General features: G+C 69.2%; 15 protein-coding genes. 5 read left to right on the top strand and 10 right to left on the bottom strand.

The window, feature by feature from the left end:
• Positions 1-1,039 (top strand): HPP family protein (locus CS062_RS10610; RefSeq protein ID WP_099861623.1); only part of this gene is annotated, 1,039 nt, incomplete at its 5' end.
• 149 nt (positions 1,040-1,188) lie between these two features.
• Positions 1,189-1,803: a DUF4337 domain-containing protein gene (locus CS062_RS10605; RefSeq protein ID WP_099861617.1), complete on the top strand. Its 615-nt coding sequence runs from the start codon at positions 1,189-1,191 to the stop codon at positions 1,801-1,803.
• A gap of 76 nt (positions 1,804-1,879) precedes the next feature.
• Here CS062_RS10605 and ubiA read toward each other — a convergent pair whose 3' ends face one another.
• The 8 genes from ubiA to CS062_RS10565 form a co-directional block, all read right to left on the bottom strand.
• A complete protein-coding gene (gene ubiA, locus CS062_RS10600) occupies positions 1,880-2,797 on the bottom strand; it encodes a 4-hydroxybenzoate octaprenyltransferase (RefSeq protein ID WP_099861616.1) in 918 nt (305 codons plus the stop codon).
• A 46-nt stretch (positions 2,798-2,843) separates the two neighbouring features.
• A complete protein-coding gene (locus tag CS062_RS10595) occupies positions 2,844-4,196 on the bottom strand; it encodes a type II toxin-antitoxin system HipA family toxin (protein ID WP_099861615.1) in 1,353 nt (450 codons plus the stop codon).
• A gap of 10 nt (positions 4,197-4,206) precedes the next feature.
• Positions 4,207-4,548: a helix-turn-helix domain-containing protein gene (locus CS062_RS10590; RefSeq protein WP_099861614.1), complete on the bottom strand. Its 342-nt coding sequence runs from the start codon at positions 4,546-4,548 to the stop codon at positions 4,207-4,209.
• 120 nt (positions 4,549-4,668) lie between these two features.
• On the bottom strand, positions 4,669-5,655 hold the full coding sequence (locus CS062_RS10585) for a branched-chain amino acid ABC transporter permease (RefSeq protein ID WP_099861613.1): 987 nt from the start codon (positions 5,653-5,655) through the stop codon (positions 4,669-4,671).
• A complete protein-coding gene (locus tag CS062_RS10580; protein WP_099861612.1) occupies positions 5,652-6,539 on the bottom strand; it encodes a branched-chain amino acid ABC transporter permease in 888 nt (295 codons plus the stop codon). Before CS062_RS10580 ends, CS062_RS10585 begins: the two co-directional genes overlap by 4 nt.
• A gap of 89 nt (positions 6,540-6,628) precedes the next feature.
• Complete coding sequence (locus CS062_RS10575) at positions 6,629-7,837, bottom strand: ABC transporter substrate-binding protein (protein WP_099861611.1); 1,209 nt, start codon at positions 7,835-7,837, stop codon at positions 6,629-6,631.
• A 97-nt stretch (positions 7,838-7,934) separates the two neighbouring features.
• Positions 7,935-8,645, bottom strand: coding sequence for an ABC transporter ATP-binding protein (locus tag CS062_RS10570; RefSeq protein WP_099861610.1), 711 nt, complete (start codon positions 8,643-8,645; stop codon positions 7,935-7,937).
• Positions 8,645-9,415: an ABC transporter ATP-binding protein gene (locus tag CS062_RS10565; protein ID WP_099861609.1), complete on the bottom strand. Its 771-nt coding sequence runs from the start codon at positions 9,413-9,415 to the stop codon at positions 8,645-8,647. The genes CS062_RS10570 and CS062_RS10565 overlap by 1 nt, the downstream gene beginning before the upstream one ends.
• Before the next feature lie 390 nt (positions 9,416-9,805).
• On the opposite strand from CS062_RS10565, the gene CS062_RS10560 reads away from it, so the two are divergent.
• A complete protein-coding gene (locus CS062_RS10560; protein ID WP_099861608.1) occupies positions 9,806-10,759 on the top strand; it encodes an MBL fold metallo-hydrolase in 954 nt (317 codons plus the stop codon).
• 90 nt (positions 10,760-10,849) lie between these two features.
• On the opposite strand, the gene CS062_RS10555 is transcribed toward CS062_RS10560, so the two are convergent.
• Positions 10,850-11,752: a LysR family transcriptional regulator gene (locus CS062_RS10555; protein WP_099861607.1), complete on the bottom strand. Its 903-nt coding sequence runs from the start codon at positions 11,750-11,752 to the stop codon at positions 10,850-10,852.
• A 151-nt stretch (positions 11,753-11,903) separates the two neighbouring features.
• On the opposite strand from CS062_RS10555, the gene CS062_RS10550 reads away from it, so the two are divergent.
• Complete coding sequence (locus CS062_RS10550; RefSeq protein WP_438270472.1) at positions 11,904-12,965, top strand: NAD-dependent epimerase/dehydratase family protein; 1,062 nt, start codon at positions 11,904-11,906, stop codon at positions 12,963-12,965.
• Here CS062_RS10550 and CS062_RS10545 read toward each other — a convergent pair.
• Complete coding sequence (locus CS062_RS10545) at positions 12,916-13,725, bottom strand: substrate-binding periplasmic protein (RefSeq protein ID WP_158238743.1); 810 nt, start codon at positions 13,723-13,725, stop codon at positions 12,916-12,918. The genes CS062_RS10550 and CS062_RS10545 overlap by 50 nt on opposite strands.
• 212 nt (positions 13,726-13,937) lie before the next feature.
• Here CS062_RS10545 and CS062_RS10540 point away from each other — a divergent pair, with 212 nt between their 5' ends.
• Positions 13,938-14,465 carry an outer membrane beta-barrel protein gene (locus CS062_RS10540; protein WP_099861606.1) on the top strand — a complete coding sequence of 176 codons (528 nt, stop codon included), beginning with the start codon at positions 13,938-13,940 and terminating at the stop codon, positions 14,463-14,465.
• The last annotated feature ends 13 nt before the right edge of the window (positions 14,466-14,478 follow it).

Here is a 14,478-nt window from a genome sequence, read left to right as displayed (position 1 = left end):
CGCGGTCCTGATGGAGCTGCTGTCGCGCCATGCGCCGGGCGTGCCCAGGCTCGTCGCGCCGCTGGGCGCGAGCGCGGTGCTGGTCTTCGGCGTGCCCGCCAGCCCGCTTGCGCAGCCGTGGGCGGTGGTGGTCGGCAACACCGCGTCGGCGCTGGTGGGCATCGCCTGCGTCCACCTGTTCGGCGCCGTGCCGGAACTGGCCGCGGCGATCGCCGTCGGCGGCGCCATCGGCCTGATGTTCCTGCTGCGTTGTCTGCACCCGCCGGGCGGCGCGGCGGCGCTGCTGATGGTGCTGTCCGGCGTGCACGACTGGCATTTCGCGCTCGACACGGTGCTGCCGAACTCGGTGCTGCTGGTCGCGGCGGGCATGCTCTACAACGGCGTCACCGGCCGGCGCTACCCGCACCCGCAGGTGGCCGCGCCTACCGCGGCGACGACCCGGGGCGGTCCGGCGGGCGAGGCGACCGCCTTCAGCGGCACCGACCTGGAGACGGTGCTGGCGCATTACAACCAGGTGCTGGACATTCCTCGCGACGACCTGCAGGCGATCGTCGACGAGGCGGGCCTGCTGGCGGCGCGCCGACGGATGACGACGCTGCGCTGCGCCGACGTGATGTCGCGCGAGGTGAAGACGGTGGAATGGGGGACGCCGCTGCAGGAGGCGTGGTCGCTGCTGCGGGCGCATCACATCAAGGCGTTGCCGGTGGTGGATCGCGCCCGGCGCGTGGTCGGCATCGTGACCCTGGCCGACTTCCTGCGCGGCGCCGCGCTCGACCTGCACGAGGACTGGGCGACGCGTCTGCGGCAGCTGATCCGCCCGACGCCCTCGACGCACAGCGACAAGGCCGAGGTGGTCGGCCAGATCATGAGCCGGCAGGTGCGGGTGGCGAGCGCGGACCGCCCGCTGGCGGACCTGGTGCCGATGTTCGCGGCCACCGGGCATCACCACATCCCCATCGTCGGCGACGAGGCCCGGCTGGTGGGGATCCTGACGCAGTCCGACCTGGTGGCGGCGTTGGCGCGCGTGGACCGGCTCTAGACCGCTGGGCTGCCGCCGGTCGGCTTCAGCGCCGGGGGAGTCCTTCATGTCGTCGACACGGCCGACAGCTTGACGCGGCGATCCGTACAGGTCCCGCTCAGGTTCGCTCGGTATGCTGCGGCCGCTCGTTTTTCCTGGATGCCGTGCCGATGGACATCGACCCCGAAGAACTGATCGAGAACGCCCGCCAGGCCGTGGACCGGCCCGAGGCCGCCGACCGTCCCTCCCGGCTCAACGCCGCTGTGGCGGTGACGGTCGCGCTGCTGGCGACCTTCATGGGCATCTGCAAGGTCAAGGACGACAACATCAACCAGAACATGCAGCTGGCGCAGGCCGACAAGATCGACCACTGGGCGTTCTATCAGGCCCGCAACGCCCGCGAGGAGATCGCCAAGGCGACGCTGACCCAGCTGAAGCTGCAGGCGCTCGGCGCGCCGGAATCCGCCGCCGACGGCTACCGCCAGGCGATCGCGCATTACGAGACGCTGGCCGCCGAGCAGTCGGCCAAGAAGGATGAGCTGCGCAAGCAGGCGGAGGCCGACCAGCAGCGCTACGACGCGCTGAACTTCCGCGACGACCAGTTCGACCTGTCCGATGCGCTGCTCGCCATCGCGATCGCGCTGCTGGCGATCACCGCGCTCACGCAGATGTGGGCGCTCTTCGCGGTCGCCATGGTGCCGACGGCGTTCGGTCTGCTGATGGGCCTGGCGGGCCTGGGCGGCTGGCCGTTGCATCCGGACATGATCGTCCAGTTGCTGTCCTGAGCGCTGCCGTTCGCCGGGCCGGATGTGGGAACGGGCGCTCGAGGCGCCCGTTCGTCATTGCGCGCGGCCGGCGTGCTCAGCGCAGGGCCAGGTCCAGCACCGTGCCCGCGAAGATGGCGAAGCCGACCCAGTGGTTCTCGCGGAAGGCCTTGAAGCAGCCGTCGCGGCTGCGGTCCTTGAGCAGCGTGTAGTGCCAGACCACCTGGGCCGCCGCCACGGCGAGGCCGGCCAGGAACCAGTGGCCCATGCCCAGGCGCAGGCCCAGCGCCGCCCACAGCGCGAGGAAGACGACGTAGAAGGCCATCACCCCGATGACGTCGAAGCGACCCAGCGTCAGCGCCGAGGTCTGGATGCCGATGCGGATGTCGTCGTCGCGGTCGACCATCGCGTACTCGGTGTCGTAGGCCAGGACCCAGAAGAGGTTGGCGGCGAGCAGGCCCCAGGCCGACAGCGGCACCGAGGCGGCGATCGCCTGCAGGCTCCATTCGCGCCCGCCCAGCGCCGCGGAAAAGGCCATCGGGATGCCGAAGGAGAACGCGACGCCGAGCACCGCCTGCGGCATCGAGACCCAGCGCTTGGTGAACGGATAGAGGATGGTCACCGCGAGTGCGGCGAAGGACAGCAGGATGGTGGGCGGATTGGTCGTCAGCACCAGGCCGAAGGCGATCAGCGACAGCACAGCGCCGAGCACCAGCGCTTCCTTCACCGACACCAGCCCGGCGGTGACGGGGCGCTGGGCGGTGCGCTTGACGTGCTTGTCGAAGTCGCGATCGGCGACGTCGTTGACCGCGCAGCCGGCGCTGCGCATCAGGAAGGTGCCGATCGCGAAGACCAGCAGCAGGTGCCAGCCGGGCCAGCCATCGGCGGCCATCCACAGCGCGGAGAGCGTCGGCCACAGCAGCAGGTAGGTGCCGGCCGGCCGATCCCAGCGGATCAGGTTCAGGTACAGCGAGAGACGCGACGGCGCGGCGGAGGAGGGGGCGGCGGGAGTCATGGCGGGGATTGTCGCGCCGCGGATGTGGCGGCGTTGCGCGGAGCGTTCAGGGCAGCTTGCGCCGGAGCGCTGCGGTGGAGACATCGTCGACGTGGCGGAAGGCCGTCGCGACACGATCCATCTGCTCGGCGCTTACGCCGAAGCGCTCGAAGTGCATGCGCCATTGGCGCACGACGCGCCAGACGTCATCGATCGCCGCGGCGGCATCCCGCTCCGAGAGTGTGAACGCCGCATGCGCTGCCAGCGCGTTGTCCAGCGTTGCCGCCCGGCCCTCGGGTCCGACGCCCAGATGCAGCAGCCGTTCGCTCGCCAGGCTCGCACGCGGCATCACGTCGTACAGGGGGCTCAGGCGCCAGCCGCCCAGCCGCGGGTCCAACAGGAAGCCGTGATTGCGCAGATGATCGTCGTCGTTGCTGACGAGGATGTTGAAGACCATCCGCTTGAAGAGCTCGACATTGTTGGCGCGCACCACTGACGGATGCCCATAGCGACGAATCGCGCCGGCCAGGTCGCCGTAGGACATCGTGCGTGATTCGGTCTCGTCGCACGCGAGCCAGGTCAGGCCGCTGTTGAAGGCAAGGCGTCGCTCCTGGCGTCCCTCGCCAGGGCCTTTGACCAGCAGTGTCGGATCGTCGGCAAGATCAGGAAGCCGCCCGCCGTCGGACCAATAGCGGTCGAAGCGGCGGATCAGCATGACGCGTCGGCCGCCGATCATCTCGATGCGCACGGGTGGCACCGTGAGCGTGGCTTCGCTGGCCAATCGCAAGGCGGCGCATTCGATCGCGGGAATGTCCATGCGATCGTGCAGGCTGCTGAACTTCGCAAGCCAGAGCACGCCCTGGGTGTCCCGCACCGAGGCTTTCGGCCGCGCGCCGCCCAATGCGGTCCCGTCCATGAAGATGGCTTCGAGATGGGCGGGCACCGGGACACCTTCTTCGATGCGCTCCGCGGCTTCCATCAGATGCTCAAGCGTGTGCCAGGTGCTGACGCCCGCGCTGGGGCCCGCCGTCAGCGACCCTCGCACATCGAGCGCACCCACGCGTTCGCTGCCGGCGTGCAGGAGGTACTGCGATTCCGGCAAGCTGTTGGCTGGTACTCGGAGCTTGGTCTCGATGACCCGGCGCCCCCAGGCGTCCGGTGCAGCGTCGCGGATGCCGCCGAAGAAGGGGAGGGCGTTGACAGGCCGTAGACGCTGCCCGCGCACGCGATCGCGGTCGCGCAGAGCGAGGCTGACGGGGTCGATCTCGATGGCGTCGGGGCGCTTCAGGTAGTTGAGACCGTAAGCGAGCGTGGAGCCCTGCAGTTCGTGGTCCTGTTCCTCCAGCACCAACTGAGCGCAGGGCGACCATTCGGCGCCCAGGTAGGCGAAGACGGTGAGCTTGGCGTCATTCACGGCCATGGCGCGGTTCTCAGAAGTCGAGCTCTTCGAGTTCCGATTGGGTAAGCCCGCGCACGCGCTGGCGCTGCTCCTCACGCTGCTGTTGTGCCAGCGCGGGATCGCGCTCAGTCAGCAACTCCGCCAAGCTCATGCCGGGCGCGATGGCATCGAGGTAACGCAGGAGTTGGCCGATCGCAAGGCCGGGGTCGCCGCGTTCGATGCGGTAGGCCGTATTGCGCGAGACACCCGCACGAACGGCCGCATCGGCCTGCCTCACCTGTCGCGCCACACGTAGCCGTGCGATGAGTTCGCCCAACTGAGCGGTTTCGGCCTGTAAATGCCCGGGCAGGGCGGCGGTCTGATCGACTTTCATGCTCGTGAAATCGAGCCTTAAGTGGGTTAAGGCTCGATATTACGAGCATCCGTTGTCCAACGCTAGCGCCGCCGGTCGCCTATGCTCGATAAATCGAGCCTTACGCCGTTAAAGCTCGATTTATCGAGCATTCGCCGGCTTGCGCAGTCGCTCCCACAACGCCCCGGCCTCGCCCACCAATCCGCGACGGAAGGCCAGCACGCACAGGATGAAGATCAGCCCGGTCACCAGGCTGACCGATTCGCCCAGGCCGGTGAACCACTGGATCCCGGTCACGCCGGCCAGCCACTGGCCCAGGTCGCCGATCTTGTTCTCCAGGGCGATGATCACCAGCGCGCCGACGATCGGGCCGACCATCGTCCCCATGCCGCCCACCAGCGTCATCAGGATCACCAGGCCCGAGGTGGTCCAGATCGCATCCGTCAGCGTCGCGAAGCCCAGCACCAGCGTCTTGGTCGCGCCGGCCAGCCCGGCCAGCCCCGCCGACAGCACGAAGGCCATCAGCTTGAAGCGCGCCGCGTCGTAACCCAGCGAGGTCGCCCGCGCCTCGTTCTCGCGGATCGACGTCAGGACCTGCCCGAACGGCGAATGCACCGTCCGGTAGATCAGCCAGAAACCGAAGACGAAGATCGCCAGCACCAGGTAGTACAGCGCGTTGTCGTTCTCCAGGTTGATGCCCAGGAAGCTGCCGCGCGGCACCGACTGCAGGCCGTCCTCGCCGCCGGTGAACGGCGCCTGCAGGAAGTAGAAGAACAGCATCTGCGCCAGCGCCAGCGTGATCATCGAGAAGTAGATGCCCGAGCGCCGGATCGCCAGCAGCCCGAACACCAGCCCCGCCAGCGCCGCCATCAGCGTGCCGAAGGCGATGCCCAGCAGCGGCGGGAAGCCCCACACCTTCAGCGCGTGACCGGCCGCGTAGGCCGCCGCACCGAGGAAGGCGGCATGACCGAAGCTCAGCAGCCCGGTAAAGCCGATCAGCAGGTTGAAGGCGCACGCGAACAGCGCGTAGCACATCACCTTCATCGCGAAGATCGGATACACGCCCAGGAAGGGCAGCAGCGCGATGGCGATGAACAGGGCGGCGTAGCCCAGCGGTTTCTTGTTCATTTCTCTTTGCCGAACAGGCCGGCGGGACGCACCAGCAGCACCAGGGCCATGATGACGAACACCACGGTGTTGGAGGCTTCCGGATAGAAGACCTTGGTCAGGCCCTCGATCACGCCCAGCCCCAGGCCGGTCAGGATCGAGCCCAGGATGGAGCCCATGCCCCCGATCACCACCACCGCGAAGACGACGATGATCAGGTTGGAGCCCATCAGCGAATTCACCTGCAGGATCGGCGCCGCGAGCACGCCGGCGAAGCCCGCCAGCGCCACGCCGCCCGCATAGGTCAGCGTCACCAGCCGCGGCACGTTCACGCCGAAGGCCTGCACCAGCTTCGGGTTCTCGGTGCCGGCGCGCAGCGTCGCGCCCAGCGAGGTCTTCTCGATCAGCACCCACACGCCCAGGCAGACGACCAGCGAAGCGACGACCACCCAGGCCCGGTAGTTCGGCAGGATCATGAAGCCCAGGTTGGTGGCGCCCTGCAGCGCCTCCGGCGCCGAGTACGGCTGCCCGCCCACGCCGAAGAAGGACCGGAACACGCCCTCGATCACCAGCGTCAGCCCGAAGGTCAGCAGCAGCCCGTAGAGGTGGTCCAGCTTGTAGAGCCACTGCAGCAGCAGCCGCTCGATGACCAGCCCGAAGACCCCGACGATCAGCGGCGCGATCAGCAGCATCGCCCAGTAGTTGACGCCGAAGTACTCCAGCCCCATCCACGCCAGGAACGCGCCCATCATGTAGAGCGCGCCGTGGGCGAAGTTGATGATGTTCAGCATGCCGAAGATGACGGCCAGCCCCAGCGACAGCATCGCGTAGAACGAGCCGTTCACCAGCCCCAGCAGGAGCTGCCCCAGCAGCGCGGGCAGCGGGACACCAAAGAAGTCGGTCATGCGTCTTCGCTCATCGTCATCGTCTTGGACATCGCGACGGACCGGCGCGGGCGCGGGCGGTCCGCGCGGCGCGCCGGGGCCGGTTCAGCTCACTTCTTGACCAGCGGGCACTTGGAATCGGCCAGCTTGGTGAACGCCTCGTCGCCCGGAATGCGGGTCACGACCTTGAAGTAGTCCCACGGCTCGGTGGACTCCTTGGCCGACTTCACCTGCAGCAGGAACATGTCGTGCACGCCGCGGCCGTCTTCCTTGCGGATCGTGCCCTTGGTGTAGAAGTCGTTGATCGGCGTGGCCTTCATCTGCGCCATCACCTTGTCGCCGTCGTCGGTCTTGATCGCCTCGACCGCCTTCAGGTAATGCGCCACCGCCGAGTAGTCCGCCGCCTGCAGCGACGAGGGCATGCGCTTCATCTTCTCGAAGAAGCGGCGCGCCCAGGCGCGCGACTCGGGGCTCTGGTTCCAGTACCAGCTGTCGGTCAGGTACATGCCCTCGGTCGTCTTCAGGCCCAGCGAATGCACGTCGTTGATGAACATCAGCAGGCCGGCCAGCTTCATCGTCTTGGTGATGCCGAACTCGTTGGCCGCCTTGACCGCGTTGATCGTGTCGCCGCCCGCGTTGGCCAGGCCCAGGATCTGCGCCTTGGAGCTCTGCGCCTGCAGCAGGAAGGAGGAGAAGTCGCTCGCGTTCAGCGGGTGCTTCACCGCGCCCAGCACCTGGCCGCCGGACTTGGTCACCACCGCCGAGGTGTCGGCCTGCAGCGAGGTGCCGAAGGCGTAGTCCGCCGTCAGGAAGTACCAGCTCTTGCCGCCGGCCTTGGTCACCGCCGCGCCCGTGCCGTTGGCCAGGGCCACCGTGTCGTAGGCGTAGTGGATGGTGTAGGGCGTGCATTCCTCGTTGGTCAGGCGCGAGGTGCCGGCGCCGATCGAGATGAAGGGCTTCTTCTTCTCGGCCGCGACCTTGGCCATCGCCAGGCTGGTGCCGGAGTTGGTGCCGCCGATCAGCAGGTCCAGGCCTTGGGTGTCGAACCACTCGCGCGCCTTGGACGCGGCCACGTCCGCCTTGTTCTGGTGGTCGGCGAAGACCAGCTCGACCTTCTTGCCTGCGGCCATGCCCTTCGCGTCGGCGATGGCCAGCCGGATCGCCTCCACGCCGCCGGCGCCGTCGATGTCCGCGTAGACGCTGGACATGTCGGTGATGATGCCGATCCTGACCACGTCGCCGGAAATCTGCGCCTGGGCGCCGAAGCTGCCGCAGGCCAGCACCGAGGCCAGGGCAAGGGTCTTGAGGGTCGTCTTCATCGCTTGTCTCCTTTTCTAACGGCCTCGTCGGGCCACGCGGGTTTCAGACTCGAAGCTCGAAATCAATGGTGGGGTCACGCGGTGACCGCACGGGGCCTCACACGCTCAGCAGCTCGTCGAGCAGCGCGCGCTTGCTCTCGAGCTGCGCGGCGGTGAAGGACTCGACCACCTGGCCGTGTTCCATCACGACGAAGTGGTCCGCCAGCGGCGCGGCGAAGCGGAAGTTCTGCTCCACCATCACGATGGTGAAGCCCTGCGCCTTCAGCGCGGTGATCATGCGGGCCAGCGCCTGGACGATGACCGGGGCCAGGCCCTCGGAGATCTCGTCCAGCAGCAGGATGTCGGCGCCGGTGCGCAGGATGCGGGCCACGGCCAGCATCTGCTGCTCGCCGCCGGACAGCCGCGTGCCCTGGCTGTGCCGACGCTCGGCCAGGTTGGGGAACATCGCGTAGATCTCGTCCTCGGACATGACCTTGCCGCGACCGCCCTTGAGCGCCGGCGGCAGGCGAAGGTTCTCCTCGGTGCTGAGCGAGGCGAAGATGCCGCGCTCCTCCGGGCAGTAGCCCAGGCCCAGCCGCGCGATCCGGTGCGTCGGCAGATGCACGGTTTCCTGGCCGTGGACCTTGATCGAGCCGCTGCGGCGGTCGGTCAGGCCCATGATGGCGCGCAGCGTCGTCGTGCGTCCCGCGCCGTTGCGGCCCAGCAGCGTCAGGACCTGGCCCTGCGGAACCGCCAGGTCGATGCCATGCAGGATGTGGCTCTCGCCGTACCAGGCCTGCAGGCCCTTGATCTCGAGCGCGTGGGCCATCAGTGCGCCCCCTGCAGTTCGGCGGCCTCGGAACCCATGTAGGCCTCGAGCACCTTGGGGTGGCGCGACACGGTGGCGTAGTCGCCCTCGGCCAGCACCGCGCCCCGCGCCAGCACGGTGATGCGGTCCGCGATGCTGCTGATCACCTTCATGTTGTGTTCCACCATCAGCACGGTCCGTCCTTCGGCGACGCGCTTGATCAGGGCGGTGACGCGGTCCACGTCCTCGTGCCCCATGCCTTGCGTCGGCTCGTCGAGCAGCATCAGCTCCGGCTCCATCGCCATCGTCGTGGCGATCTCCAGCGCCCGCTTGCGGCCGTAGGGCAGGTCGGCGGCGCGCAGCGTGGCCATGTCGCGCAGGTCCACCAGTTCGAGCAGCTCCAGCGCACGGCCATCGAGCTGGCGCAGGCCGCTCAGGCCCTTCCAGAAGTGATAGCTGGTGCCGGTGAAGCGCTGCAGCCCGATGCGCACGTTCTCCAGCACCGTCAGGTGCGGGAACACGGCCGAGATCTGGAAGGAGCGGATCACGCCACGGCGGGCGATCTGCGCGGGCTTCTCGCCGGTGATGTCGTGGCCGTTGAAGAGGATCTGCCCGCGGGTCGGCGTCAGGAACTTCGTGAGCAGGTTGAAGCAGGTCGTCTTGCCGGCGCCATTGGGGCCGATCAACGCATGGATGTGACCGCGCTGCACCTGCAGGTCGACGGAGTCCACGGCGGTGAAGCCCTTGAACTCCTTGGTCAGTTTGCGTGTCTCCAGGATGAGGTTGCTCATCGGCGCAAGGGTGGGCGCCGGTGTGCGGAGCCTCTGTAGTGGAGCCAGGAATTTAGGGCCCCGGCGGGCGCCCTCGACAGCGTAAAACCCTTTACGCAGCATTGCGCAAGGGCTAACCCGGGGGCCTGCGTCAAGGCGCGGCCGGATCGGTTCGGATCACGCTACAGCCGTCTTTCACGAGGCTGACGGGCGGGGCCAGGACGTGCCACAACAGCGGCACAGCGAACGCGTGTCACCGGAATCTCCTGCGGGTGCACGGTGCTTCTCCCGATCGGGGAAGGCGCGCCACGGGCCTGGTGGCTATGCTGCGCGCCTGCTTGAACGCAGGACATCCGCGACGCGCGCCGGGCGCGCCTCTCGACACAACATGACAAGCACAGGAGGTTCCTCATGATCCGTTCCGGAAAGTTCGCCGCCCTCGGCCTGGCCCTCGCGTTGGCGGCGGCTGGCGTGCAGGCGGCCGCGCCGCAGGTGAAGACCCAGGCGCCGGGCTATTACCGCCTGATGCTGGGCGACTTCGAAGTCACCGCCCTCAGCGACGGCACCGTCGATCTGCCGTTCGACCAACTGATGGACAAGGCCAAGCCGGGCAGCGTCGTGAAGGCGCTGAACAAGCAGTTCCTGAAGCCGCCGGTGGAGACCTCGATCAACGGCTACCTGATCAACACCGGCACCAAGCTGGTGCTGATCGACACCGGCGCCAATGGCGTCTTCGGCCCGACCACCGGCAAGCTGCTCGCCAACCTGAAGGCCTCGGGCTACCAGCCCGAGCAGGTCGACGAGGTCTACATCACCCACCTGCATCCCGACCATGTGGCCGGGCTGAGCAAGGACGGCCAGGCCGTGTTCCCGAACGCGGTGGTGCGGATGGACCAGCATGACGCCGACTACTGGCTGAACCCCGACAACGCCGCGCAGGCGCCGGCCGGGCACAAGGACTTCTTCGCCGCGGCGATCGCGGCGCTCAAGCCCTACAAGGACGCGGGCCGGCTCAAGCCGTTCAGCGGCGAGACCGAGCTGGTGCCGGGCGTGCGCGCGCATGCGGCCTATGGCCACACGCCGGGCCACACGGTCTACATGGTCGAGAGCCAGGGCCAGAAGCTGGCGGTGTGGGGCGACCTGATGCACGTCGCCGCGGTGCAGTTCCCGGATCCGACGGTGACGATCGTCTTCGACACCGACTCGAAGGCCGCGATGCCGCAACGCCGCAAGGCCTATGCGGATGCGGCGAGCAAGGGTTACTGGGTGGCGATCGCGCATGTGTCCTTCCCCGGCATCGGCCACGTGGCCGCCGACGGCAAGGGCTATCGCTGGGTGCCGGCGAACTACAGCATCAAGCCCTGAGGCCCGCGGCGGAGGCGGCGCGCGGGCCGGCCGCGCTCGCCGCCGCCATGGCCGCGATGGCTCCGGTGGCCCCGACGGCCCCGACGGCCGTCACGCGCGGGTCGCGACGTGGCGCTCGAGGCCGGCCACCAGCGCCTCGAACACGGCCCGGCAGCGCGGGCTGTCGCGCAGGTCCTCGTGCATCGTCACCCAGGTGTCCAGCGGCAGGCTGAAGGCGTCGGCGAGCACGCGGCGGATCGACGGATCGCGCTGCGCGAGCCCGACCTGGCAGACGCCGATGCCGGCGCCGGCGCGGATCAGCGCCAGCTGGGCGAGGTCGCTGTCCGCGCGCACCGACAGGCGCTCCCGTGCCAGCGCCGGATAACGCTGCGCCAGTGCGCGGACGTAGGGCGGCGAGTCGTCGTAGCCGATCAGCGCGTGTCCGCCGGTGACCAGCGCCTCCAGCGAACCCGGCATCCCACGCGCCGCCAGGTAGCGCTCATGCGCGTGCAGCCCGAGCTCGATCGCGCCGATGCGCCGCGCGATCAGCTGCTCCTGCTTCGGCGGGGTCATGCGGATCGCGATGTCGGCCTCGCGCCGCAACAGGTCCTGGACCTTGTTGCTCAGCACCAGTTCGACGACCAGCGCGGGATGGCGCTCGCGCAACTCGGCCACCAGCGGCGGCAGGATCTCCACACCGACGACTTCGCTGGCCGTTACCCGCACGATGCCGTGGACGCCGTCCCCGTGGCTGCGCGCCGTGCGCTCCAGCGCGGCGGCGGTGCTGTCCATCGCCTCGGCATAGGGACGCAGCGCCAGTGCCGCCTCGGTCGGCAGCAGCCCGGCGGGGGTGCGCACGAACAGCGACTGCCCGACCTGCGCCTCCAGCGCCGCCACATGCCGTCCCACCGTTGGCTGGGTAAGGTCCAGCACCCGCGCCGCGCCGGACAGCGAGCCCTCTCGCAGCACCCCCAGGAAGGAGCGGTACCACTCCCAAGCGATCGTCGAAGCCATGCAGAAATGTATAGCCGCCCATCGATGCTCGGTAATTTTCAGGAAAGCCGCCGTTTTCCAGAATCCGCCCCATGCCTTCACCCAACCGGACCCGGACGGTCCCCAGGAGCTGACGATGGATGCGATGACCTCGATGGATGCGATCGGCATGCTGGCCGCGATGACTGCGGCGGCGAAGCGGACGGCCCTGGTGCTTGGCGCCAGTGGCGGGATCGGCGGCGCGGTGGCCCGCGCGCTGCGTGACGCCGGCTGGACCGTGCGTGCGCTGAAGCGGGGGCTGGCCGCCGAGGCGGAGCACCGCGACGGCCTGCACTGGCTGCGCGGCGACGCGCTCGATCCGCAGGCCGTGCAGCGTGCGGCGCAGGGCTGCAGCGTGATCGTCCACGCGGTCAACCCGCCGGGCTACCGCCGCTGGAATGAACAGGTGCTGCCGATGCTCGACAACACGATCGCCGCCGCCACTGCCCGCGGCGCGACCGTGGTGCTGCCGGGGACCGTCTACAACTTCGGGCCCGACGTGTTCCCGGAGCCGGCCGAGGACGCGCCGCAGCGCCCGCTCACCCGCAAGGGTGCGATCCGGGTGGAGATGGAACGCCGCCTGCGCGAGGGCGCGGTGCGTGGCCAGTTCCAGGCGATCGTGCTGCGCGCGGGCGACTTCTTCGGACCGGGCGCGGCGAACAACTGGTTCTCGCAGGGGCTGGTGACGCCCGGCCGTCCGGTCAGGCAGATCCAGCAGCCGGGCAGCGACGGCGTCGGTCACCAGTGGGCCTACCTGCCGGACGTCGCCGCGGCGATGGCCGCGCTGATCGCCCGCCGGGACACGCTGCCAGCCTTCGCGCCCTTCCATTTCGAGGGGCACTGGGACGCGGACGGCCGGCAGATGGCCGCGGCGATCCAGCGGGTCGTCCAGCGCCGCGCCGGCACCACGCCGCGCATCGGCCGCTTCCCGTGGTGGGCGGTGCGGCTGGCGCAGCCGGTCGTGCCGCTGTTCCGCGAGTTGGCCGAGATGCGCTACCTCTGGTGCGAGCCACTGCGACTGCGCCAGACGCGCCTGGCGGCCGAACTGGCCCGCGACGGTGGCGTGCCGCACACGCCGCTGGAGCTCGCGGTCGAGCGCACGCTCGAGTCCCTGGGTTGCCTGCCGGCGGTGCCCGCCGAGGGGCTCAGTCGAAGTACTGCTGGCGCAGACGCTCGTAGCGCCCATCCCGCCTGAGGCGGTCCAGCGCCTGCTGCAGGCGCAGCGCGACCGCCGGGTCGCTGTCGGCCGGCAGTCCGAACCAGTAGGCCTTGTCCACGTCCATCGACAGCACCGGCGTCAAGGTCGAGTACGGCAGCTTCAGCGCACGCAGGTGCCAGGCCGCGGCCCAGTCGAGCATCACGATCAGGTCCATGCGGCCGGCGAGCAGCTTGCGCAGGTTGGTGGCGTCGTCGAGGCCCAGTTCCAGGTCCACGTCCGGCCGCAGGCCGTCCGCCTGCAGTTGCCGGGCAGCGGCCGAATCGCGCGACACGCCCAGTCGCAGCCCGTTGAGCTGCTTGAGGCTGGCCGGGCGCACGTCGGTGCGGTGGCGCAGCCGGTACACGAGGATCCGGCGCGGACTGATCGGGCCGACCCAGCGGTACTGCTGCTCCCGCTCCGGCGTGCGCACCAGCGAGAACAGCACGCTGTCGGCGCGCCGCGCCGCCTCCTGCACCGAGCGCTGCCAGGGCAGCACCTCGATGCGCAGTCGCACGCCCGCCTCGGCGCTCATCAGTCGCAGCAGTTCGGTGCTGAAGCCGCGCGCCTCGCCGGCCTCGGCATAGTTCAGCGGCGGCAGGTTCTCGGTGAAAGCGACCAGCTCGCGTGACGCGTCCGGCACCGCGCTGGCCGGCACCTGCGCGGCGACGGCGGCCGGCATCGCGCCCGCGAGCAGGCCCGCCGCCACCAGGAGGCAGCTCAGACGGCGCTCCGGCAGGGGCTCGATCACGTTCGGCATCGCCGCAGTGTAGGAAGCGGGGATGACACGACGCCAACGGGGACGCCCGCCAAACGTCAACAAGGTCACGCCATCAAGCCCGGGGAAGCCCTTTCCCTCTGAAGAGGGGACGGCGTCGGGACTGAACGTTTCCCGCAAGACGGCCGCTATCCTCGCGCCGGCTGCGGGACCGCGAGAGTCCGGCTGCGCCTCAGACCCAGGGAGAACCTCACATGAAGAAGCGCTGGATCGCCGCGATGGCGACCACACTGGCCGCATTGACCACCACCACCGCCACGGCCGCCGGCGTGGATGATCCGCTCGTCTACGCGTCGCTCGGCGTGGGCGGCGTCGACGGCAGCCACGAGTCCTACAAGCGCGACGGCAGCCAGCTGTCCGTCGGCTACTCGCTCGGTTACCGCTTCAATGCCAACTATGGCGTCGAGTTGTATGCACGTAGCCTGGAGTTCAAGGTCTTCGGTCCGCGCCGCGACTTCGAGTACCCGGATTCCCATGTCGGCGTCGCCGCCGTCGGCCGCTATCCGGTGTCGCAGATGTTCAGCTTGACCGGCCGCATCGGCGTCGGCCGCACCAAGATGTCGCGCGAGGACGGCGTCAATCCGAGCGACAAGACCACCGTGAGCGCCGGCGCCGGCCTGGCGCTGGAGTTCGGTCGGCATGTGGCGGTGACGGCGGGCTACGAGCGCTATGCCGGCATCAACACCGGTCTGTGGCTGGTGGGCTGGCAGCTCGGGTACTGAGTCCGGAGTCCGC

The organism is Roseateles chitinivorans, from assembly GCF_002761755.1.
Classification (GTDB): Bacteria; Pseudomonadota; Gammaproteobacteria; order Burkholderiales; family Burkholderiaceae_C; genus Roseateles; species Roseateles chitinivorans.
The sequence above is the reverse complement of the archived record's forward strand: the minus strand, read 5'-3'. Positions and strand labels throughout refer to the sequence as shown.